Source organism: Pseudomonas kielensis (assembly GCF_014236655.1).
In the GTDB taxonomy this organism is placed as follows: domain Bacteria; phylum Pseudomonadota; class Gammaproteobacteria; order Pseudomonadales; family Pseudomonadaceae; genus Aquipseudomonas; species Aquipseudomonas kielensis.
The window spans coordinates 1-19901 of the sequence record NZ_JACMYG010000042.1 but is presented as its reverse complement, the minus strand read 5'-3'; the positions used below and the strand labels follow the sequence as shown (position 1 = coordinate 19901).

The window sequence follows — 19901 nt, the reverse complement described above, 5'->3', positions numbered from 1 at the left end:
CAGTTTTCAGTCGGCAGAACAGCCTTTACTGGGTCAGTTTTCGGTCAGCGGCAACAGGCCGGGCCAGCCTTCTTGCCTTTGAAGTAAGTGCCTCGTGGAAGCCGGTCATTGGGGCGCAGCCGTTGACGCCATTCATCGAAGGCGGCCGTTTTCTTGATCTGGCGAAGCCTCTCTCGATCAGCGACGGTAAGGCTCTGTGTAGCGGTGATGGTCTGCATGATTGATCCTGCTCGATCATGGGGAGCGAAAAGCATCCCTCTCCTACGGGCTTAGCCCGCACGGCGGCGGGCTTGTGGGTGTAGCGGGCAACTTTTCCGTTAACGATTCGAATTGTGGGCCGAGGGTTCATAGTGATAATCGCGGTACGACACCGCGGCGACGAACACGAACGTGAGCACACCGGAGATCACCGCCGCTTTATGACCGACGCCGATCGGATCGATTGAATAGCCGATGTCGAAAAGAAACCCTGCACACAGCGTTCCCGCCACACCAAAAAATAGAACGCTGACGATCGTCATACCCACTGTCGCAAGGACATACGCTGATGGTGTTCCTGCCATGTTCGACTCCTTGTTGATTATCACTCGGACGCGAGAATGAGCGCCCTTACGCCGGCCCACCCTCCCACGACGGCGGGGCACCGGCTTGGATGGTCATGATCCGTATCTATCGCTTGTGGTCCAGGACATTACGGCCCTTCTGACGAACGCTTTTAACGTGCGAAACCACAATGAAGCCGACCCAAAAAATAATCGAAATCCACGAGGCAACGCGCTTCCATTGAACTGAAAACACGTCACCACCAAGCAAATCGAAGATCCCGACGATTGCGAAAACAAACCAACCCATTGATACCGCCATAGCGACAGGGCCACTGAAACTGCTCAGCAGCATTAACGCCAAGTGCTTGAGTCCGACTAAATACTCGTGAACTGCGGATCGATCACCGCCATCTGTGGCGGCCGCGTTTGTTTGCTCCAGGGTGACTTGAGCATCGGGCTCTGAAGGTTCGGCCTTTTTGCCATTGAAAAGGTACATGAACGCACCAAACATCAGGACCACAACCAAAAACGTTCCTGCCCATGGGGATAATGGCAAATCCATCGCTGCTCCTAACTTTTCGGACGGGAAAAGCCCCATCCCTCTACTGGCCCGGCCCCGCATAATGGCGAGGCTGGGGTGACCTGGTGGACTGCTATGCAGATAGAATCGGATTTCTTTTATGCATGTATACCTGCACGAGAAGCGGATGTTCTTGCTCCATCGTTTTGACAGTTATGTGGGCTTGTCGATACGACTTCAGCAGCTGTTCATTTTTTTCTTTCCAATCAGCCGTTGGCCCCTTCCACAACTTCCACCCGCGAAGATTTGCGTGCTTGATACATGCGTCATTTGAAGCGGCCGCAGCGTATCGTGCAGCTTGATAGTCGGCATAAAACTGGCGACGCTGATCTTCTGTGTATAACTCGCGGCTTAGCTCCAGGTTGGTCATTGCTGCCGTCGCTAATTTGGACATACCTTTTTTCCCGTTTTCGATTTTTACCGTGCCCGCCCCCACGAAATTTGCTTCGCTTGGGGTGTATCGGACTGTTGAAAGCCGACTTGAGAAAATAGGCTTTCAGCAGGGCCAGCGAACTGGCCGCGGGGTAAGTCACTCAACGCGACTCAACCACACCTGCACTATCGATGGCACATCTGGGTCTTCAGTCGCCATGAGCGACTCAGCGAGGCTGCCCTCGCCGATTTTCTCGAGGAGTTCGAACCACACGCAGCCGTCCCAGTCGTCACCTTCGTCTTTATGCTGCAACGCAACCTCTTCCGCCGCTGTTTCGGCCAAAGCCAAGAGGTTGGCGTACCCCACTGCGACCAGAGACTGGTCCCGTTCTTCCTCATTGGCTTCGACATAGCGAATGAGCGAATGAAACAGCACACCAACATCTTCTAAATCTTTGATGCGATCGTTCGACTGAATCATGACGGCTTTCCCAGTTAGTGATTACAGGGAGATTATAGGTGCGTTAAACGCACCTATACAAGTCCTGTTGACGTCAGACCGCAAAAGATTTGCCAATGGTCTAACTCACGCCCAAAAAGGCTCGATGGCCGGGGTCTCGTATTCCTGGATCGCTTCTTTGTGCATCTCGTGGTGAGCGCGGTACCGCTCGATGTGCTGCTGGCAGAAAGCTTCGAGTGCCTCCTCACCGAGCCTCGGCGAATACACGGCAACCGGTGTGCAATCCTGGTCAGCGAACTGCAAGGTGCCGTCGGCATACATCGCCCGGCCTATCCCGCCCAGCAAGATCTCAACCTCGGTAGTGAAAGGAAACTTGCCGGCTTTGTCCGGGCGAAAGTGGTTTGCTACGGTCATGGGATGCTCCTGTTCAGCGGTTGACTTGACGAAGGACACGGATCGTTCATCGGTTCTTGGGTAAATCGTTTCGGGCGGCCGGGGCTCACCGGCCCCGCAACCGCCGGCGGTGTTCAAATGTGCCATCGTTAGTGAAAGGCCTTTAAACCCGCCAAGCCCCTTGAATACAGTGGGTTCGCTGGATTCGAGATGTGCCATCGTTAGTTTCGGTGGTTCGGATAGCGCTATTGGTCAAGTCGCCAGTGGTTATTGCGCCTTCACCAGTGATGCTTGCCTTTGGGGGGGAACAAGGGCTTATGGCTGAACCAGATCTCTGCATACCCTGGCTCCGAAAGGTCGCGTTTCCAGGGATTGGTTCCGAGACGCTGACTGACCTGTCGTAGAACCCACGTAAATTGGCCCAAATTTTCTGAGCAGACTTTTACCCGAACCCCGGACAACACGCCTGGGACTGCGTATCGCCGCTCAGAAGCTTCGGCATAGCCCAGTACCGCGTTGAACCATTCCTCGTCCATTCCTTGGGCTGGTGCAACACCAACGCCCCAAACTCGTTCGGGGACGTCAGTCAGATCTTCAAACCAGATGGCCAGATCCGAATACCTCGGAGCGCAATACCGCTCTTCCTTGGTCGGTGCGGCTGATCCTGGCTCAAGGGCCGCCGGGCCTGCTTCTACCGTTGCAGGTAGAAAAATGCCGAGCAAAGGCCGCAAAAAAGATAAAGAGAACATTTGTACTCCAGCCGTAAAAATGACGCCTTGGCCACAACAGCCAAAGCCGGATTACAGAAATGCGGACTGGGAAGCCAGCGGCGCCGGCTCAGCAGTTCGGGCGCCCTTCCGATCAGACTTCTTGCCTCGGCCTGGGGTATTCAGGCTCACGCCGTACAGCTCACACAAACTCGCCAGGTGCTCACCGTTCAGAAGGCGGTGGGTTTGGCTCAAGCGCAGCAAGATGGCCTTGGGCGTGCGCCGGTGCACTTTGGCCAATGCAGCGATATCAGCGTCATCCTGATACGCCGCTACGAGCCGTTGATCCTCGTCATCTGTCCACTTGCTGCCCTGTGCGGTTGACTTGGCTGCCGCCGGAGATTCCGCCGGTACCGCCGCTGGCGCCTGAGGGACAATTCCAGCCTCTGGCACCGGTGGCAGTTCGGCGTCGATGACGGTCGAGAGCATCGCCAGCCACCGGGTACGGTCCGAATCCCGCGCATGGTGAAAGTTCACGCTGCCGATGATCGCCATGGGATTCACATTCAGCGCGGTGGCGACCTGCCAGGCGTGGTAGTTGTCGAGCAGGTCCTTGCCGGTGCGCCAGCGTGAAAACTGGGTTGGGCTCACGCCCAGGAACTCCGCCGCCGTCACATCGCCGTGGAACCCTTTGGCCTGTTTGAGCTGATCGAGCCAACCCGCTGCCGACTTGACCAGCTTCACATTCGGGCTACCGGTGTCGTTGGCGAACGGCGTGGAGCGCTTCGAGCGCTGGTTCAATGCGGCGGCGCCAGCGGCGGCGGCCAAACGCAGATTGGCGGTCAACTGCACCCGGTCGTCATCACACTCGCGGCCGGTTTCATCGAGCCCGGCGGACAGATTGACCAGAATGCCGATCGAGCGGATTGTCAGAGCCTCGTTGCTTGCCATCTCTCCTACCTCCTCGGTACAGGTATCGCCATTACGACAAGGCGTGCCATGCGCAGGCAGGCCGGAGATACGAATGCCCCGGCCCTACCCTGTCGCAGATCTACAGTTTCAGGTCCTTACGGATCTGAGCCGCCGCCGGCATGTTCTTGTAGCGGATCACCGCCACCCCCACCGCCTTCATGAGATCGTCGCGACGACGATCCTTGGAGCGGGCCTTGAAGTTGTTGTGAGTCGAGTCGTCGACCTCCACCAACGCCACTGGCTTGAGCTTCTTGTCGCACAGCAAAAAATCACACCGGTTGTGGGCGACCACATGCCGGGCATGGTTCTTGTCGGTCAGCGCCGTGGCCTTCACCTTGATGAACGCCCCGAACACCACCTGGGGAGCAATGACCAGGTCATCGCGCACCGCTTCCTTGAGCCGCCAGAAAAAGTCCTGCTCCCGCTCGGTCAGCAGCGGGATGCACTGGTAGTGCTTGGTCGAGTACTTCTTGCGGTTACCCAGCTGGAAATACACGAAGACCGCAACTGCGCAGGCAACCACCACGATTACGGTGTTGCCTCCAAAAACGTCTGGAAGTTCCATCTTAGCTCCTTTTTTTAATTCTACACACGTACCAATACGTGATATAGGCAGAATTTGGCGAATGGTTCGCCTGTATGATTGGTCAAGCCGGAATTACTTTTTGCAGGTGGTACAGCGCCTGGTTCAGTTCAATGCCCGTTCCTGTTCGGTTGCCTCATGCAGTTGATCGGGCAACGTGACACGCGGCGGTTGCTGGCTGAGTACGGAAGCGATAGAGTCAGCGAACTCCGGCGGCACGCTCGTGCTGCTTCGCAACGCCCCATCCAGCTCCGACAAATCGCGCACAGAACGCCCAGCTGCAACTTTGCGTGCCGACTTGACCAACTTCACAAACCGTTCTTCGTAGATACCCAGCCCCAAAGCACTCTCGTGCTGCGCCTGTGCCAGGATCAGCTGCACCACCGCGGCCGGTTCAACGGCAGTCACCGCCACACACGCCCGGGCCAGTGCCAGTATCTCGTTGGTGTGCATCCACTGCGCGAGTAACGGTGCCCGCCGGTGGCCATTGATGCGGACCAGCATCGCCTTGCCCCGCTCGGACAAGGTGAACACCTTCGCGCCAAGGTGCGCCTCGCAGCAGGTACGCGGCGCACTCACCACCAGCCCCACGCGCTCCAGATCCCAACACGCTTCCATCGCCTCAACCGAGTGCTCGCGGCTGTGTGACCAGTGCCGCGATACTTTCCAGAGGGGGGTATCGCCTTCGGCCCAACTGCCCTCCCGGCCCAGAGACCGCAGCATGACGAATTGTGCCATCGTTAGTGGCGGACGAGCCGCGGCCGGGCCCGTGCTTGAATGATCAATCATGTTCCACCTCCAGGTGACCGGTCACCGCCGGCAATTGCTGCGACCCCTCGCCGCCATCCACCGAAACGGTGGCCCGGCCGGCGCCGCGACTTTTCCCCTTCCCGCCCTTTGGCTGATTCAACTTGCGGGCGGCAATCCCCAACTTGACCGCCTCGAGGATCTCCACCGACATCCGCTGTTGAACCAGCCGCGAGTTACCGATGCGCCAGTTGGACTCGGTCCGATCGGCGTCCGCTTCCATCGCCCACACCTTCAGCACGGCTCGGGCTTCGGAGATGCCTCCGCGCACCTGGCTGAAGATTTCGAACATCATCGGGTCAATCGAGACTGAGGTCCGCTTCGATTTCCCGCCGACTTCGCGCCTGTACACGATGCGTATGAAGTCATCCGCCATGGCAGCCCCCATCACCGATCAGTGAGTCACGCATATCAGGCCGCATCCAGCTGGATGTTGTTGACCAGACGCTGAGTGACCGCCTCACAATCAAGGAACAGCACCGCCGACAGCCGGCCGCAATGCACCATCGTGGCCACCGCATCGGCGACTTCGGCAACCGAACCGCCCAGGGCGTCCGCCAGACCGGCCGCCGTCAGCAGGCCCTGACGCAGAATGGCCAGTTCGATGCGTGATTCCAGTTCATCACCGTCGAACAAGAGCGCCGCATCCGAGCCCACCAGCTCGGCGACATTGGCGAACGCGCCCACGCCGTACTCAACCGCGGCGAACGCACCCTCTGGTTCACCCTCAACAACCAGAGCAGCCCCCCCACCTTGTTTGGTGCTGTTCGAAGCCGCCAAAGCCGCAGTACCGACTCGGCCGGCGGTTTCGCAGTAGCGCACGATCGCCAGGATTTGCTCATTCAGCTCAATGGCCGACATCGCCCGGGTCAATGCCACGTACAGCAGGTGCAGTTCCTGACGCAGCTCAGGGGTGTCCAGCACCAGCGGCAAGCCACCGTCGGTGATCAGGTTGTGGAAATCGCCGAGCAGGACCAGCTGCGGGAATTCCAAGCCCTTGGAGCGGTGGGCAGTCAGCAGTGCAACGTCAGCGTCCTCGATTTTGCTGACGCTGGCGGCCTTGATCTGGCTGACCAGCGACGGGATCTGATCGCCGTACTGCTTGGCGACACTGATCAGGGAGTGGATCTCCTTGTCGTCGGTATCCTGGGCGTACGCCTCCAGTTGGGCGAACGAAGCAAAGGCACTGATCAGAGGATCACGCAGCTGAGCCCCAGTGTTGGCACGCAGGTGGTGTACCTCAACCAGTTTTTCGAATGGGTACTCGTCGATCCCACCCACGAAGTGCAGGCGCTTGGTGCCCAATAGGGCTACGGCGCTGGCAAACAGTCGAGCGTTGGTACGGCCGATGATTGCGTATGGCTTGGTACGGTCTACCTCAAAGCGAGTAGCGAGATCCAACCGCGACGAACGCACCGGTTCCTGTTCGCCGGCGAACTCGCTCAACAGCATGGTCGCCAGCTGGGCAATCGCGGGGCCAAAGCGGTGGCTTTCCGAGATGGTGACCACCTCATCGAATTGCGCCGGATCGAAAGCGTTGAATGCCCCGCGGAAGCCGAAGATGCTCTGGAAGTCGTCACCGGCCAAACGCACCGGGCAGGTCTGACGCAGGATCACCGCGGCAAAGACCGGGTTGGTGTCCTGGTACTCATCCAGCAGAATCTCGTCGTAACGGTGGCTCAGATCCGGCTCGCTCATTGCCCACAGTTTGAGGTAACCATCATGCGGCATGCGCAGTGGTGTGGTGTCGAGGAACTCGGCACGTTGAGCCTGGCTTTCGCCGCAGCCTCGGGACCATTGACGCAGGCGTTGCAGATCCGACCACACCAGTACGGCCCACTCCACTACTTTGGGCTTATCGGCGGCGGAGATCATCGACGGTACGTGCGACGCCAGGATCTCGTTGTCTGCGGACACCATGAAGTTGTGCAGGGTCTCGCGCAGGTGCCGGGCAAAGGCCATCGGAATGTTGTAGGCCTTGGCCAACTGGGACGGAAACAACTCGCCCTGCTTGCCCGTCTTCTTGAACTGACCGCCTACCTCCCACGCAAGACCATGGCTGGTTTTGGTGGCGACGTTGGACGGAAAGCGGGCAGCTGCGTCTTCTTGGTTGGCCTTGCCGAAAGTGACATACAGAAGTTTCAGCTGAGGTTTGCGTCGAGCGTGCTCGATCAACAGGGCGGTCTTGCCAGTACCGGCTTTGGCACGAACGAGCAAACGGTGCGCGGTGCTCGCCAGAGCAACAGCCTGCTCAGTGTTTGGGGTGAATGCTAATGCGGCCATTGCCGGCCTCCTTGTGGTTTCGGTTTTAGTTGCGATCGTCGTCGTCGCGGTGCCATGGGCTGAACAGGTCATCCCACTCATCTTCTTGCTTGCTGAATTCAAAGCGTTTGCCTGGAGCTTTTGACCTGCTGTCGCGGAACAGGTTGAAGAACAACACCGCCGGGACGGAGCCAGCCACGACCAGTAGCAAAGACAGGGCAAACGCCCAGCCCGGCAGATGGTGCTTGGCGTAGGTAGCAAACAGAGCGCACGCCAGTGGCAGAGCGATGCAGACCAGCGCCTTCCCTACCCATTTGATCAATCCGAACTTGGCCATCTGCGGCTCCTAGTGCACAACCATTTATGTCTCAACGATACACATAGATTTAGATCGTCGCAACCTATTTTATAGGTACGTGTTATAGATTGTTTGCACAACCATTTATGCACGATGCCCGGGCAAAGCCATCGAGTGATCGACCAACCATTTATGCCAGAGCGCCAGCATAAAGCCCACATCACTGCCCAACCATTTATGCCTAGGCAGGCCCCTAAAAGCCAGTCACGGGCGTCGGCCAATCCGCCAGCAGCCAGCCGCACCCATGATTCGGGATGAGGCGCAGATCGCCGGCAGCGGAACCCAAAGGAGGGACCGGGCTAAAGGCGCAAGACCGTCGCTCCACAGAAGGCATATCCAGCTGAGAAGGACAGCGCATGCTGCAAGCCCACGCTCACCCCGCCCTACGCCGTTAGCCCGCTGCACCGAAGGCACCGAGCAGAAGGAAGCTGACTCTGATCAGACCTGGGGCCAAGCCGCAAACCGGCTCCGCCCACCATCGCAGGGCCGCCAGAACGAAGGTGCGCAGCGCAAAGCCGCCGATCGACCAGCGCCACGCCCGACCGTGCCCAGCATCAGGTGCGACATCGCCCGCCACCGCTAGCAGCATTCCAGACGTGACGCATCCGACACCGCGCCCCTGCCCTGCCCCACCGCTCTAACCCCCCGTCGCATCCTTCTCAGCCTGCCCGCTCTTCCACCCCGTCAGATCCCACCTGGTGGTCATCACCGAGAAGCCGGTGATTCGCTTGGCATCCGCGCATGGATCACTCAGCCAACCAGCGGTTTCGGCACCGACGGATCGCTACAGGTCAGCCCAGGAGGTGAACGCAGAATTGACACAAATGGTTATGCTCACGCTGACAGAAAAGCGCGTACCTCAGCGCCAGCAAAAGATGCGGTGGAACCAGAGGCAAAGGACCAACAAGCCAAACCAAAGAGGGCACAAGTGCCAGATACACCGGAGTACATGATAGCGCCAGAGAACGAACTTACACCCGCAGATCAGAGAAGGAATCATCAGTTGCATCGGGAAGAGGTAGAACTACCAGAGATGAAGCGGCAAGTGGAAAAAGAGAATGGAAAGAACAGAAGCAGCTGAGGCGGCGGAGTATGCAGCAGCAGAACCATCGAAGTGAGAACCGGCAGAGAGGAAAGAGCCAGTGGCAGAAGTGGATCTGCAACAAGTGTCAGCAGAACAACAGGCGGCGCCATGGCGAAGCGGAATAGCCAGAGGAAGTACCAGCAGATGCAAAAGAGATTTCGACACAAGTGCCAGGCGTACAAGTACCGGAAGAACAACGACGCCGAAGGAGAAAAAGAAATTAAATTAATTAAAGGGATGGGGCGCGGGAGGCGTGCAGCCGTTGAATTGAAATGGGGATCGCATAACAGAAACTCCGCCTGCCATCGATTAGCAGAAAGTAATTCTCAGCAATCAGGTTTGTTCTCGCCTCAGGTAAAGCCTCAGTTCAGCTCAGCATATTACCGTCAGGATTCTGGTTCGACTCTGCCAAAGCCTCAGGTCTAACTTCGCATACCACCGTTAGGCTTCTGGTCCGTCTTTGCCAAAGCCCGGTTCTGACTTGGCCCACCACCGTTAGGCTTCTCGTTCGACTCGGCAACAAAAAAGCCCCAACACAGGTACGCGTTGAGGCTTTCGATTAACTACCCTGGTTGATTACTCCACTTCCATCTCCCCTTCGAATTGCATTTCAACTCGATCAAGCATGCCGTTGACCAAGGCCTCAAGTTCATCAAGTTCCGTTCCACGCTTGCTGACCGAAAGAGATACGCCATGCATCAGGTAACGAAGTCGATCATGCATTTGCCCACGCAGTTCGAAGAGTTTCGTGATCCGCTCGCACAAGACCAGCATGAGTTTGTGGTTGGGCTCGAACTCACGGGATCGCTTGACTCTCTTGGTCAGACCTTGATGGCTGACGTTGGTAGAGGTCCATTTGCCCTTGCCTGCCCGGAGTTTTCTGTACACCCGGATGAAGGGTTTCGCCTGGCCCCGGTGATGGTTGAAATCAATCGCAATTCTGCCGGACTGGAAGGGCTGCATGACGTAGAGCAGTTCGCCCATGCGCATTAGCAGGGTGTCGATCCGAATCAGGTAGTCGACGGCGGTGTCCACCGAGTTCTTGGCAAGCCTCCGAAGGTCCTCGAAATCGTCGATGCTGGGGGGGTTGTGTATAGCCATTGTTTAAGCGTTGCCCGGGGGGTTGTGTATAGCCGCACCAGGGGGGGTGCGTTCGGGGCGGATTCTCTGTGGATTCTATCTGTATTGTCAATACGTGTTATGTATCTTAAACTTAGACAATGCGCAGTATGAAGTAGGCAGTACTGATTTCCCACTGGGTGGTGAGCATTGCGCAGTGCACATAGAACTCCACCTTTATGCAATTGATTTAATGAGGTTTTTTCAGAATGAAAAGTCGCACAGTTGTCGGTCTGGATGCGGGTCGAAGCGCCATTAAAGTGGTTGCTTACACTGAAGGGACTCGTTTTTCTATCATTTACCCTACCCTGGCGGTTCCTGCGGTCGAATTGACCGACCCAACCACAGCCGAGCGAGCGAAAGCGGAAACCGAAATTGTCGACGGGAAAGCCTACTTCACTGGCGATACTGCCCGCCTCCAAGGCAACCTCACCTCGTCGATCGGCCTGAATGATGACTGGACCGATACCCCGGAATACCTGGCGCTGGTGAAGTCCGCATTCACCCGGCTGCACAAAGCCGGCGTTCCCAATCTGGACAGTGCATATGTAGTTATTGGCACTCCCTCGAAACTTTACGGCACTCGCCAAGAGCGTCTGATTGAAAGAACCAAACAGGCACTTCCGAATGGAGTTGAGATCAAAGCCCTTCCTCAGCCGATGGGTGCTTATTGCGACTACGTCCTTGATAAATCGGGCATGCCAATCAAGGACAAGTTGATTGGCCCTGGTGGACGCACCAAATCCTACGGAGTAATTGAGGGCGGCCACTTCTCAACGGACTTTCTTCTAATGAAAGAGGGCCAATATATTGAGCGTGGTGCTGACTCCTGCTCGGGAATGAGCGCGGCAGCTGAACAACTGCGCCGCGTACTCGCAAAAAGAGATTTGACCGCAAGTCTGGTTGAATGTGAGGAAGCATTCCGCACGAAAACGCTTTTCCAGTTCGGTGAAGAAATTCCGATTGCAAACGAAGTCCTGCAAGCACAGAGCCATGTAGTTCAAGAGATTATTTCGAAGGGTAATTCATTGTTCGCTGATGACGCCCGATCCTTGAACGGTATTTTGATCGCCGGTGGCAGCGCTGAGGCAATTCATGCCATTACCTCTCAAACCTGGAAACACAGTCTGCTGATGGAAAACTCTCGCTGGTCAGTGGCTGAAGGTTTTGCCCGATATGCACTGGGGCAACTTATCCGGGCATCTGTTGGCGCCAAACAACTGGTAGCTGCGAATGGCTAAGCTCGTACGGGTTTACGATCCAGACGAAACGGAACGGCGAATTAACCTAATCCTCAAGGATGCAGTGTGCCCAGGCTTACTGGAGTTTATGTCTGAACTTCCATATGGAAATGACACCCCATTAATCAGGGGGGTTTTTTACCAATGGTTTATTCAGCACAGTGAAGCCGGGACCCTCGACGACGCGTTGAACAAAGTCTTGTCTGGCCCCGGCGGATTGATTTCAGTGGGCTCCCAAGGGGCTCGAGAACCTCTCAACGCGAGACCTCGCAAACGCATTCCCAAGCAGCGATCGGTAACGGCCAAAGCTGGGGGTCGCCCGCCAGCAACAGGCCATTCCGAGGAACCTGCTCTGTCCAATTCGGCAGTGACGCATGATCCTCAACCGGCCTTACAGCCGCCATCTGAACCGCAGCCTCCTGAGGCCCATCGGCATACCGATTCCGATCTACCCGTACCAGGAATCGCAGCCGCCCAAGCAGCGGTAGTTCCAGCGCCCTCCCCTCCGGCCTTGCAACCGGCGGAAGAGCACCCACTACCCGTGGCACAAATGAACGTAGTAGATGTCGGCGGCCAGATGCCGGATGCCGAGCAGGTAGCGCTCCTTAACTCCATGGGCGCGATGTTCCCCTAACCCGCTCCGCGGCAGCCTCTGCCGCGGCCCTTCAAGGCTCAAATAATGAATACTCTGCTGAACACCTTGTTTGTTATCCGGCGGGTGCTGGCCACCGCGATCGACGGGCTCCTGGTCTTTGCGTTTACTCTCGTATTGTTGGCGGTTTCCGCTTTCATTGCTGCACACACCTTCCCCGCACTTTCAGTTCCTGAAGGTATGGCGCTTGCACAGTGGTATGAGGGAATTGCCTTGAGTTTGGCGCCCTATTTTATAATCACTTTGCCGCTCGTTTGGTTGCTGTACGAAGCGACACTGATCAAGGTCTGGAACGGTACGACCCTGGGGAAATTTCTACTCCGGGTCCGGACGGTCTCCCTGGTTGGCAACATCTCGTTCTGGCAAAGCCTGTTCCGCACCACCCTCAAGATCCTGTCCATGTTTCTGCTGTTGAGTATTGCGAACCCTTATGCCCTGGGCGCAGTGCTGGTCGCCTTCATGGCCATCCCTGTTTTCACCGTGAAAAACCAGTGCCTTTTTGACTTGCTGGCATCGACCACAGTCACTCGTCGTTTCATCTCTAAGGCTGGTTGACGCCAGTTAATCGGCAGCCCCGCCCCACGTCGAAGTTTACGGCCCTGGTCGACCCGATCCTCACTGAAAGTCACGGTATGAACGTCGTGGGGAAGGCCGAGATGGATGGCATTTCTACTCAACACGACGGGTGCGATGGAACGATCATTCTCCAAATTCCCGCTGAATCTTGGGAGGTCGTATCGAAGGCTTTATTCATTCCCGATACTGTCTAAACCGTTTCACCACCGGCCTTTCGAGGCCGGTTTTTTTTGCCTGGCCAATCTTGGAAGGCCACTGAATGAAGGGCTTCTCCGATTACAAAGCTCTGATATGCATCACCAGTTGCAAAGTTAACGGATACTCCTCCTGGAGATGCCAGACAGGTCCGAGGTTGCGAAGCCTCCTTTGTAGTCAACACGGTAACGGGTAAGCGCATCACCCACATACCGCCTGATAGTATCGCTCCCTAATGCATCCCTTGTGTCTTGCTTCTGTGTTCTCAACTCGGTGATGCACCGCCAGTTTCGAGATCAGACAATAGTCGTGCATCGGGCTTCTCCCGATAGCAGACAACACATGTTTTGGATGAATAGGTTGTAGCGATACTCCCTCAGGTCGTTCACCACTAAGTGAACAGCGCAAATGACTTTCCCCGGACGTAACGTCCTCTACATAGCAGCCAGGTGCAACTGGTGGGGATTTCGCTAGGCTAGCCGAGCCGTGAACGTCGTACTGCTATCGACAGATCCAAAAGGCGCTCAAAGAGGTGAGCCCAGTCTTGGTAATGATGGATTTCCATCTACAGAGCCGCGGCTTCTGTGATTACCAAGGCTGGGCTCTTTTGTATATCAAAAGACCCAGCTTTTTTTTGCCATTTTTTCATCCCCCCTCGCCCATCAATAGATTCGGCTTCTGTCCGTTTTCGTTCTGAACTAAGCTCTGCACAATGTAAAAACGCTGGCAGTACGTCGTTGAGCGCCTCTCGACCTGTAAACAATTCGCACACATTCAAGGAGTGTCACCATGAGCGCTGACGGAAACCCCTTCGCTATCCACCGTGACAAGCTGATCGGAGCGGACTACTCAGCCGCGTTGAGCCTTCAGGCATTTGTCCTGTCGCTGTACAACGGCAATACCTGGAAATTCAGGGGCGACAGCTTGAGCAATTTTGACGAAGAGCATTTTCACGCCTTCTGCCAGTTGGCTGGCTGGTATCGGCGTTTCACCGAGGGCTGCCCGGTGTTCATGGCAACGTGCAGGGAAATGATTGCCGAGCGCCGTAAATGGGCAGCTATCAATCTCAGCGAGCTCGAAAAACTGAGGGCAACCGATCCTGCCGACTTCGACGGTAGTGCCTCAGACCTTTATTACTGCATTGAGCAGTGCGAAAAGCGCTACGAGAATGATCAGGCCCACTATTTGATTGGCCGTGACGACTGAAATAGAGTCAGGCTGCGAGCGACCGCTAAGGCTGTTTCCATTTAATATTGTTGGTCACATGGCCAGGCAGCGCCGGCAGGGACAGGTGGGATAATGAGCAAGCACTTCATCTTCAGCCCGGTCGCGCACGTCGTGAGCGAGGTCTCCAGCGACAGGTTTGAATAGCCTGCGACAGTTTTAATTCTCACAAACCAGCACGCCTACGCTCAACGCGTTTGCCTTTGATTTCACATGGCCACTAGCGCAGATACATCGAAAGCCAGTATTATAGTTACATGTTATTCCAAGGAGGCCCAAACATGTTCAAGATGCTGTCCGCTGCCATCCCCGTCTCACTCATTTTTGCCACCCTCGTCGGCTGCGCTGAAAAGCCTGTGCTTGTCGATAATGGGCCCGTCCGCATTCAATCGTCGTTGATCAACGCTCGGTTACAGGAAGGTTGGAAAGGTACGGTCAAAGCTGTATCGACCGACACTCATACCGAAATGGCCGACTTCGTGAACGAATCGCTGAAGAACGCGAAATACAACGTCGTGCACGGCGATTCAGACCTCACATATTCGATTCGTGAGATCTACGCTGGGCCAGCTTCTGAGTACAAGGAAGCCCATACCGGTGCCGGCGCTGTTCTGGCCACCGGCGCATCTGTGGCCTTAACGGTAGTTACCTGTGCAGCCCTGAACTCTTGCACGTCACCTGGTGTGCTCGGAAACGGCGTGGCCATGAACATGACGGCGGCCACAAACGCTGCCAATAACACCAACGGTCAGTCAGTCGAAAACCTGAATAAGACCAACCTCGTCATACACAGCATTTGCCTGGGCGGTCATAGCTGTGCGAGTTCGGCAGCAGCAACCTCTGATCCTGCACTATCCCTGGATGATCTCCGCAAGGAAAATGCACAGTTAGGTCTTACCACCGCCATGCGACTGAAGAACAATTACTGAAGGCAAAAAAAACCCGGCTGTCACGAATGACGGCCGGGTGTGGTTTTTTAAGCAGCGAGCCACGCTCGCGATGTGACATTCGCTGCAACCGCGCATGCGTTAGCAAAATCCGGTCTTCACCTGCGTCGCTCCAAAAGCCTTCGACGCTCAAATACCCATCTCCGTGACTCAGTACCCTCGTCCGCTTCGGTAGCTGGCTTTCATGCCCAGGTACACAAACTGCGTTCTCTCCGCGCACCAAGAGCTGTGCATCGGGAATGGTCCAGACGTCCGCATTGCCCGATTGACTCTCCGCAAGCCTGATCTTCCTAGACTTGACTGAGGAAAAGAGACCGCGATCAAAGTTTTCAATCAATGCCACCGCATGGACCGGGTCCATACGGTGAAGCCTGTACCCTCGAGCGCACAAACGTGTCGTTGCCGGCACCGCAAAAATGCCAATCCTCGCCAAACCATGCCTCAAGACATTCATCGAATCGTTCACTGAACTGTTCATCTGTAGCTCTCTGGGATTGTCTTGTCCCCAGAGATGCAGAACACCAGGTGAGAAATTGAAAATCCGTGAAGGCGTTAAACATCTCCACCTATCAGGGCAACCTACAGGCAAACCGCCTGAGGCCCGCTTTCATTTGTGGAGAGCAAAAACATGGCGATGCAGATCGTTACGGGACCAGCTACAAAGCAAAACTCGCCGGAGTGGCTCGTCTGGCGTGAGGGCGGAATAGGTGCCAGTGAAGCCCCCATAATCACGGGTACCTCGAAGTTCAGAACCGCTTACGAGTTGTTTCGCATCCGCCGAAGAATCGGTCCTCCCCCGCCTCCCAATCCATTTGTGGATCGGATTAGAGAACGCGGGCACCGGCTCGAACCTGTGGCACGAGTTGCATACGAAAGGCACACAGGAACCACGGTAACGCCTCTCATCGCGGTAAGTGCGGCGTTTCCTTTCATCAGAGCTTCGTTCGATGGCTACAACGGCTTCGACGCTATACCGGTCGAAATTAAATGCCCCGGGGACACAGCACACACCCTTGCACTCAAAGGAATTGTTCCTCCGGAATACGTCGACCAGCTCCAGCAGCAGATGTTTGTAGCTGAAGCGATGTATGCGCACTACTACTCCTTTGATGGGGTAAAGGGTGTGCTGTTGAAGGTCCCTCGCAATCAAAATCGGATCGATCAAATTTTGGTAGCGGTTCAGGACTTTTGGAATCGACTGCTAACCGGAAAGTGGGGAACAGATGAGTGGACCGCGGCAGCCGCAGCTTGGCTATCTGCAAACCACAACATGCTGCTCGCCCAGGAGCGCGAAGAAGCAGCAAGGGCGTTGCTTGTTTCTCTAATGCCGAAAGGGTTGAAGCGTCATGAAGGTAATGGCGTTTCCGTATCATTGAGCTCAAGAAAGGGAAATATTGACTGGCGAAAACTCTTTGCCGATCACGGGATAACAATGACAGAGGATCAACTCAATCAATACAGGAGGGCAACCTCGGACAGCGTCACCATTCGAGATCTGCAAGGAACACCACTGAGCAGCAACTCGGCAGGGCGCATCCGATCCGTTAACTCTGCAATGTCGAACCAAATGGTTACGGTACCGGATCCACCCAAACCATCTGCCCATGACGTACCAGCCGTACGCGATACAGGCCGGGAGTTCATTTTCTAAAGTCCCACCGCCCCCCATTTTTTGGGGGGTTTTTTTTGCGCGATTGCCCGGGCCCAGGCCGGTAAATTCTTAGGTCCACTTGTAAATCATCCCCAAGAACTAGGACTATCAATTGGAGCGGGTATGCGTAAATTCAAACTCTCGGCGAGTCAATCGGTTTTCTTGGCGTTAGCTGCCATAGGTTTAACTTTGGTGCTGTGTGGTGGCCGGACATACCTGGGGATTTTAATTCCGATCAGCATCGGGCTTTGTATGCCTTTCTACTCTCTGGTGAACACGGGATATTTCACGTATTTCCCACCAGTAAAAAGCAACGAAGTTGCAAACCCAAAGCAATTCATGTCACCTACTAAACCAGAGAGACAACAAAAGGCATTGGATAACAAACAGAAAAGTTACGATATGCGAGATATCCCGTACCCATCTAAGCGAAAGGGTGACCTGCCAATTACAAACCTTCCCTATGGGAATGGACTGAGCCCACAGAAACAAGTAACAAAAACTTCTAACCCGCGGTGTGCCTTACTAGGCCCCAAGCCGCCAACTCAACCTGGTGCCCGCATCCCAGAGCCTCCAATCGGAGCAACTCTTCCGCTTTTCACCAACGCCGACACCCCTTCTTCACAAGAGCCTGAAGAGGTCTTTGTGCAGCAGAACTGCATTTTCCTGTGAAACGTTCCACAAACCGTTGCCAATTCTTGGCAGCGGTTTTTTTTTTCGTATATCTTCTTCTTGGAAGATATTACCAATAAGCCATATACAAAATTTGGTCTACAAAAAAGACGCATACCAATTTTTGCACACACGAAAGTGTAAGAAATTAGTAACATTTCTGGCGCCTTATTATTGACCTCGTGTTTAACAGTTACCTATAATTTCCATCGTGGATCCAACCTAACGGAATTCGATGGATATTATGGTTAATTATATGTCATATGGCTTTGACAACAATCACGGCGCAACGGAAATCGGGCTCACTTCGCTTGGCTGTCTCTCCGTCGATGGAACTCCCCGCTGCCCCAGGTACCAAAAAGACTGCGATGTTCCATGCACAACGAAATGCATGGTTACCGCAATGAGTGACTTCCCTGAAGCCAAAGCGGAAATCCTGCTGGCTGGAATCTTGATTTCCTCGACTCATGCCACATCGCTGGCAGAAATGCATATCGCGCTGGCCAGTTTCGAACACGCGATTCAGGCCACCTGCATCTAACACGGCACGGCCCACCCTTCGAGCTTCAAACCCTCGGGTTGCACAGAAAAATCAATTTGAATCGATTCCGCCTTCTACTTACGCGTTATGGATTCGATTGACGCATTCTGTCACGTACGTATAATCATCTTCAGCAGCCCACAGTGGTCGCTACCAGAGGTAATGCTTCATGAACCACGAATACACCCCAATCGAGATTGGCTTGGATGCTCTCGGTGTTGTGCTTGGTCAGGACCCGCTTACTGAAACCGGGATTAACGGACGTCAACTGACAAGCCAGGTGCAGGAGGTGAATGAGCGCATTGAATACTCCATGCTTGAATACCCAGAGATCCGAACTGAGATCCTGGCAGCAGGCATGAAAGTCCTCCTTGAGGTGTCCAGTTCATTGGAGCATTTCAGAGAGGTCGTTCTCCCCCGTCTGGATCGAACTGTGGACAACGTGGCTGCGTAGGATTTTCTGAATCAACGAGCCCCTCTATGGCAGCAGAACAAGCAAAAGCTCCGGAGCTGAATCCGGAGCATGATAGAAACACCAGCGATACCACTGACTCCTTCCTGAGCCCTCCTGGGAAACAGTCGTCATTCGAAATGCTGTGCGAGAAGTACATTTTGAATGGCGATCGCTCCCCTCTCCTCGTCAATCAAATCGCCTACGCGATGAATAAAGACGAACGCGTTCGCAAAATCTGCCGCGTAAAAGCCAAAAAGAACGGCTGTGACCTCAATGATTTTGATGAGGTATTGCAACGCGTTATGGAGGTGTTCTTTCACTCTCAGCTCCCCAAGACTGTCGACCCCGACGCTGTCTATGCTGTCGTTTACGCCGTCGCCAACAATGTGACCCGTGAGGTTTTGCGAGACCGCCAGAAACTGGTCGTCAATCACAGTTCTATTGAGGAGATGCTGGAAAGGGGTGAGGAGATAGGGCAATCGACTCTGGTGGATCATGCAGAAATCGATCACGATCGTGAAATAGACACTCAAACTGCCACAGAACGTATGGCAGCGGCACTTCAACGGGTGATAAGCGGAGAACAGACTGTGGCAGATTTCGGCGTATTCAAAATGGAACAAGATCCCCTAGTGCGTCTTGTTCTGCAAAAACCTGAAACCGATGGCGAACTTGAAACACCGGCTTCCTCCGCCCAGCGCAATTCACAACCCCCTACTGGGGAAAAGAAAGCACGCGGGCGCACCGAGCTGTCTGTCGATCAGCAAGAATTGGTCAACATCGGCAATCAACTCGGACTGCGGAACCAGGACTATGCTTTCGCACTTGGCATTGGTCTCCCGCGGCTCTCGTCCTACATTTATGGGCGAACCGCTTCGGTACCTGACGACGTAATGAACAAGGCCCGGGCTTTGTTTGCAGAAGAGCCGCTTCGCGTCGAAAGGCTGAAGCGCTTCGACCGTCCAATGAGCCAGATCTTCCGAGAATGGGAAAAACGCCTCAATCCCAAGAACGATGAAGATCTCGCCACCATGCTGGGCGTGACCAAAATGACGATCTACCGCTGGCGCAACGACGAAACCAAACCTGACCCCACGGCCCTGGCCAGGTACGAACAGTGGATCGATGAATACGAGAAGCGATTCTCCCACATGGTCGAGCAGCGGCTAGCTGATCGGAAGTAAGCCAAAAAAAACCCCGCGTTTCGCGGGTTTTTTTTTCTTAGTTGAAGGCACGGCTCGATATGGGACGTACACCATGATTTGTAATTTTGATGCATATGTTGCTTCTGGCCACCACCACCATATCGCGACATTGGGACCTGGCGCCTCATTTCATGGGGTCTATCTGATTTCCAGCCCCCCCACAGTCATAACTAGGGATAACGAAGATTTCTACTCGTTCATCGTTTCTGACCTGACAGGACATTTACCCTGTTTGATCCCGGTTCATCGCGTTCACTGGAAGCAGAGCCCTGAATTTCAAACGCAGCGCGTTCTAATTGAG

Annotated in this window: 24 protein-coding genes; 9 read left to right on the top strand and 15 right to left on the bottom strand. The window is 55.0% G+C overall.

Annotated features, from left to right (window positions below; translation table 11 throughout):
- Positions 1-44 precede the first annotated feature (44 nt).
- The 14 genes from H7995_RS25815 to H7995_RS25750 form a co-directional block, all read right to left on the bottom strand.
- Positions 45-218 carry a hypothetical protein gene (locus tag H7995_RS25815; protein ID WP_206684749.1) on the bottom strand — a complete coding sequence of 58 codons (174 nt, stop codon included), beginning with the start codon at positions 216-218 and terminating at the stop codon, positions 45-47.
- Positions 219-317: 99 nt separating this feature from the next.
- Positions 318-563, bottom strand: coding sequence for a hypothetical protein (locus H7995_RS25810; protein ID WP_185819120.1), 246 nt, complete (start codon positions 561-563; stop codon positions 318-320).
- A gap of 106 nt (positions 564-669) precedes the next feature.
- Positions 670-1107, bottom strand: coding sequence for a hypothetical protein (locus tag H7995_RS25805; protein WP_185819119.1), 438 nt, complete (start codon positions 1105-1107; stop codon positions 670-672).
- Between the two features lie 91 nt (positions 1108-1198).
- Positions 1199-1519: a hypothetical protein gene (locus H7995_RS25800; protein ID WP_185819118.1), complete on the bottom strand. Its 321-nt coding sequence runs from the start codon at positions 1517-1519 to the stop codon at positions 1199-1201.
- A 135-nt stretch (positions 1520-1654) separates the two neighbouring features.
- Positions 1655-1978 (bottom strand): hypothetical protein, encoded by a 324-nt coding sequence (locus H7995_RS25795; RefSeq protein ID WP_185819117.1) that lies wholly within the window; start codon positions 1976-1978, stop codon positions 1655-1657.
- A gap of 105 nt (positions 1979-2083) precedes the next feature.
- Complete coding sequence (locus tag H7995_RS25790; RefSeq protein WP_185819116.1) at positions 2084-2371, bottom strand: hypothetical protein; 288 nt, start codon at positions 2369-2371, stop codon at positions 2084-2086.
- A 257-nt stretch (positions 2372-2628) separates the two neighbouring features.
- Positions 2629-3099, bottom strand: a complete 471-nt coding sequence (locus H7995_RS25785) for a hypothetical protein (protein WP_185819115.1) — start codon at positions 3097-3099, stop codon at positions 2629-2631.
- 51 nt (positions 3100-3150) lie between these two features.
- Positions 3151-4008, bottom strand: coding sequence for a hypothetical protein (locus H7995_RS25780; RefSeq protein ID WP_185819114.1), 858 nt, complete (start codon positions 4006-4008; stop codon positions 3151-3153).
- Positions 4009-4108: 100 nt separating this feature from the next.
- On the bottom strand, positions 4109-4594 hold the full coding sequence (locus H7995_RS25775; RefSeq protein WP_185819113.1) for a DUF2726 domain-containing protein: 486 nt from the start codon (positions 4592-4594) through the stop codon (positions 4109-4111).
- A gap of 123 nt (positions 4595-4717) precedes the next feature.
- Positions 4718-5401: a hypothetical protein gene (locus tag H7995_RS25770; RefSeq protein WP_185819112.1), complete on the bottom strand. Its 684-nt coding sequence runs from the start codon at positions 5399-5401 to the stop codon at positions 4718-4720.
- A complete protein-coding gene (locus tag H7995_RS25765; protein ID WP_185819111.1) occupies positions 5394-5795 on the bottom strand; it encodes a hypothetical protein in 402 nt (133 codons plus the stop codon). Before H7995_RS25765 ends, H7995_RS25770 begins: the two co-directional genes overlap by 8 nt.
- A gap of 35 nt (positions 5796-5830) precedes the next feature.
- Positions 5831-7702 (bottom strand): UvrD-helicase domain-containing protein, encoded by a 1872-nt coding sequence (locus H7995_RS25760; protein WP_185819110.1) that lies wholly within the window; start codon positions 7700-7702, stop codon positions 5831-5833.
- A 25-nt stretch (positions 7703-7727) separates the two neighbouring features.
- A complete protein-coding gene (locus H7995_RS25755) occupies positions 7728-8018 on the bottom strand; it encodes a hypothetical protein (protein ID WP_185819109.1) in 291 nt (96 codons plus the stop codon).
- A gap of 1681 nt (positions 8019-9699) precedes the next feature.
- Positions 9700-10224 (bottom strand): hypothetical protein, encoded by a 525-nt coding sequence (locus tag H7995_RS25750; RefSeq protein ID WP_185819108.1) that lies wholly within the window; start codon positions 10222-10224, stop codon positions 9700-9702.
- Between the two features lie 227 nt (positions 10225-10451).
- Between H7995_RS25750 and H7995_RS25745 the strand changes: the two genes are divergently transcribed.
- From H7995_RS25745 to H7995_RS25730, 4 genes are all read left to right on the top strand, one after another.
- Positions 10452-11483 (top strand): ParM/StbA family protein, encoded by a 1032-nt coding sequence (locus tag H7995_RS25745; RefSeq protein ID WP_185819107.1) that lies wholly within the window; start codon positions 10452-10454, stop codon positions 11481-11483.
- Positions 11484-12162: 679 nt separating this feature from the next.
- Entirely contained in the window at positions 12163-12690 is a 528-nt protein-coding gene (locus H7995_RS25740) for an RDD family protein (RefSeq protein WP_185819106.1), read from the top strand.
- A 1005-nt stretch (positions 12691-13695) separates the two neighbouring features.
- Entirely contained in the window at positions 13696-14112 is a 417-nt protein-coding gene (locus H7995_RS25735; protein WP_185819105.1) for a hypothetical protein, read from the top strand.
- Between the two features lie 299 nt (positions 14113-14411).
- Positions 14412-15059 carry a hypothetical protein gene (locus H7995_RS25730; protein ID WP_102599438.1) on the top strand — a complete coding sequence of 216 codons (648 nt, stop codon included), beginning with the start codon at positions 14412-14414 and terminating at the stop codon, positions 15057-15059.
- Here the strand turns inward: H7995_RS25730 and H7995_RS25725 are convergent.
- A complete protein-coding gene (locus H7995_RS25725; RefSeq protein WP_185819104.1) occupies positions 15025-15555 on the bottom strand; it encodes a hypothetical protein in 531 nt (176 codons plus the stop codon). The genes H7995_RS25730 and H7995_RS25725 overlap by 35 nt on opposite strands.
- Positions 15556-15705: 150 nt before the next feature.
- Here H7995_RS25725 and H7995_RS25720 point away from each other — a divergent pair, with 150 nt between their 5' ends.
- The 5 genes from H7995_RS25720 to H7995_RS25700 all read left to right on the top strand — a co-directional run bounded on the left by H7995_RS25720 (position 15706) and on the right by H7995_RS25700 (position 19579).
- Positions 15706-16728 carry a lambda-exonuclease family protein gene (locus tag H7995_RS25720; RefSeq protein WP_185819103.1) on the top strand — a complete coding sequence of 341 codons (1023 nt, stop codon included), beginning with the start codon at positions 15706-15708 and terminating at the stop codon, positions 16726-16728.
- A 123-nt stretch (positions 16729-16851) separates the two neighbouring features.
- Positions 16852-17400 (top strand): hypothetical protein, encoded by a 549-nt coding sequence (locus H7995_RS25715; RefSeq protein ID WP_185819102.1) that lies wholly within the window; start codon positions 16852-16854, stop codon positions 17398-17400.
- A 235-nt stretch (positions 17401-17635) separates the two neighbouring features.
- Positions 17636-17941, top strand: coding sequence for a hypothetical protein (locus tag H7995_RS25710; RefSeq protein ID WP_185819142.1), 306 nt, complete (start codon positions 17636-17638; stop codon positions 17939-17941).
- A 169-nt stretch (positions 17942-18110) separates the two neighbouring features.
- Entirely contained in the window at positions 18111-18395 is a 285-nt protein-coding gene (locus H7995_RS25705; protein ID WP_185819101.1) for a hypothetical protein, read from the top strand.
- A gap of 26 nt (positions 18396-18421) precedes the next feature.
- A complete protein-coding gene (locus tag H7995_RS25700) occupies positions 18422-19579 on the top strand; it encodes a helix-turn-helix transcriptional regulator (protein ID WP_185819100.1) in 1158 nt (385 codons plus the stop codon).
- Positions 19580-19901 lie beyond the last annotated feature (322 nt).

Bases quoted from the DNA above. Each gene is read 5' to 3' on its own strand.
- H7995_RS25815 (WP_206684749.1), bottom strand. From the start codon at position 218: ATGCAGACCATCACCGCTACACAGAGCCTTACCGTCGCTGATCGAGAG.
- H7995_RS25810 (WP_185819120.1), bottom strand. From the start codon at position 563: ATGGCAGGAACACCATCAGCGTATGTCCTTGCGACAGTGGGTATGACG.
- H7995_RS25805 (WP_185819119.1), bottom strand. From the start codon at position 1,107: ATGGATTTGCCATTATCCCCATGGGCAGGAACGTTTTTGGTTGTGGTC.
- H7995_RS25800 (WP_185819118.1), bottom strand. From the start codon at position 1,519: ATGTCCAAATTAGCGACGGCAGCAATGACCAACCTGGAGCTAAGCCGC.
- H7995_RS25795 (WP_185819117.1), bottom strand. From the start codon at position 1,978: ATGATTCAGTCGAACGATCGCATCAAAGATTTAGAAGATGTTGGTGTG.
- H7995_RS25790 (WP_185819116.1), bottom strand. From the start codon at position 2,371: ATGACCGTAGCAAACCACTTTCGCCCGGACAAAGCCGGCAAGTTTCCT.
- H7995_RS25785 (WP_185819115.1), bottom strand. From the start codon at position 3,099: ATGTTCTCTTTATCTTTTTTGCGGCCTTTGCTCGGCATTTTTCTACCT.
- H7995_RS25780 (WP_185819114.1), bottom strand. From the start codon at position 4,008: ATGGCAAGCAACGAGGCTCTGACAATCCGCTCGATCGGCATTCTGGTC.
- H7995_RS25775 (WP_185819113.1), bottom strand. From the start codon at position 4,594: ATGGAACTTCCAGACGTTTTTGGAGGCAACACCGTAATCGTGGTGGTT.
- H7995_RS25770 (WP_185819112.1), bottom strand. From the start codon at position 5,401: ATGATTGATCATTCAAGCACGGGCCCGGCCGCGGCTCGTCCGCCACTA.
- H7995_RS25765 (WP_185819111.1), bottom strand. From the start codon at position 5,795: ATGGCGGATGACTTCATACGCATCGTGTACAGGCGCGAAGTCGGCGGG.
- H7995_RS25760 (WP_185819110.1), bottom strand. From the start codon at position 7,702: ATGGCCGCATTAGCATTCACCCCAAACACTGAGCAGGCTGTTGCTCTG.
- H7995_RS25755 (WP_185819109.1), bottom strand. From the start codon at position 8,018: ATGGCCAAGTTCGGATTGATCAAATGGGTAGGGAAGGCGCTGGTCTGC.
- H7995_RS25750 (WP_185819108.1), bottom strand. From the start codon at position 10,224: ATGGCTATACACAACCCCCCCAGCATCGACGATTTCGAGGACCTTCGG.
- H7995_RS25745 (WP_185819107.1), top strand. From the start codon at position 10,452: ATGAAAAGTCGCACAGTTGTCGGTCTGGATGCGGGTCGAAGCGCCATT.
- H7995_RS25740 (WP_185819106.1), top strand. From the start codon at position 12,163: ATGAATACTCTGCTGAACACCTTGTTTGTTATCCGGCGGGTGCTGGCC.
- H7995_RS25735 (WP_185819105.1), top strand. From the start codon at position 13,696: ATGAGCGCTGACGGAAACCCCTTCGCTATCCACCGTGACAAGCTGATC.
- H7995_RS25730 (WP_102599438.1), top strand. From the start codon at position 14,412: ATGTTCAAGATGCTGTCCGCTGCCATCCCCGTCTCACTCATTTTTGCC.
- H7995_RS25725 (WP_185819104.1), bottom strand. From the start codon at position 15,555: ATGAACAGTTCAGTGAACGATTCGATGAATGTCTTGAGGCATGGTTTG.
- H7995_RS25720 (WP_185819103.1), top strand. From the start codon at position 15,706: ATGGCGATGCAGATCGTTACGGGACCAGCTACAAAGCAAAACTCGCCG.
- H7995_RS25715 (WP_185819102.1), top strand. From the start codon at position 16,852: ATGCGTAAATTCAAACTCTCGGCGAGTCAATCGGTTTTCTTGGCGTTA.
- H7995_RS25710 (WP_185819142.1), top strand. From the start codon at position 17,636: ATGGATATTATGGTTAATTATATGTCATATGGCTTTGACAACAATCAC.
- H7995_RS25705 (WP_185819101.1), top strand. From the start codon at position 18,111: ATGAACCACGAATACACCCCAATCGAGATTGGCTTGGATGCTCTCGGT.
- H7995_RS25700 (WP_185819100.1), top strand. From the start codon at position 18,422: ATGGCAGCAGAACAAGCAAAAGCTCCGGAGCTGAATCCGGAGCATGAT.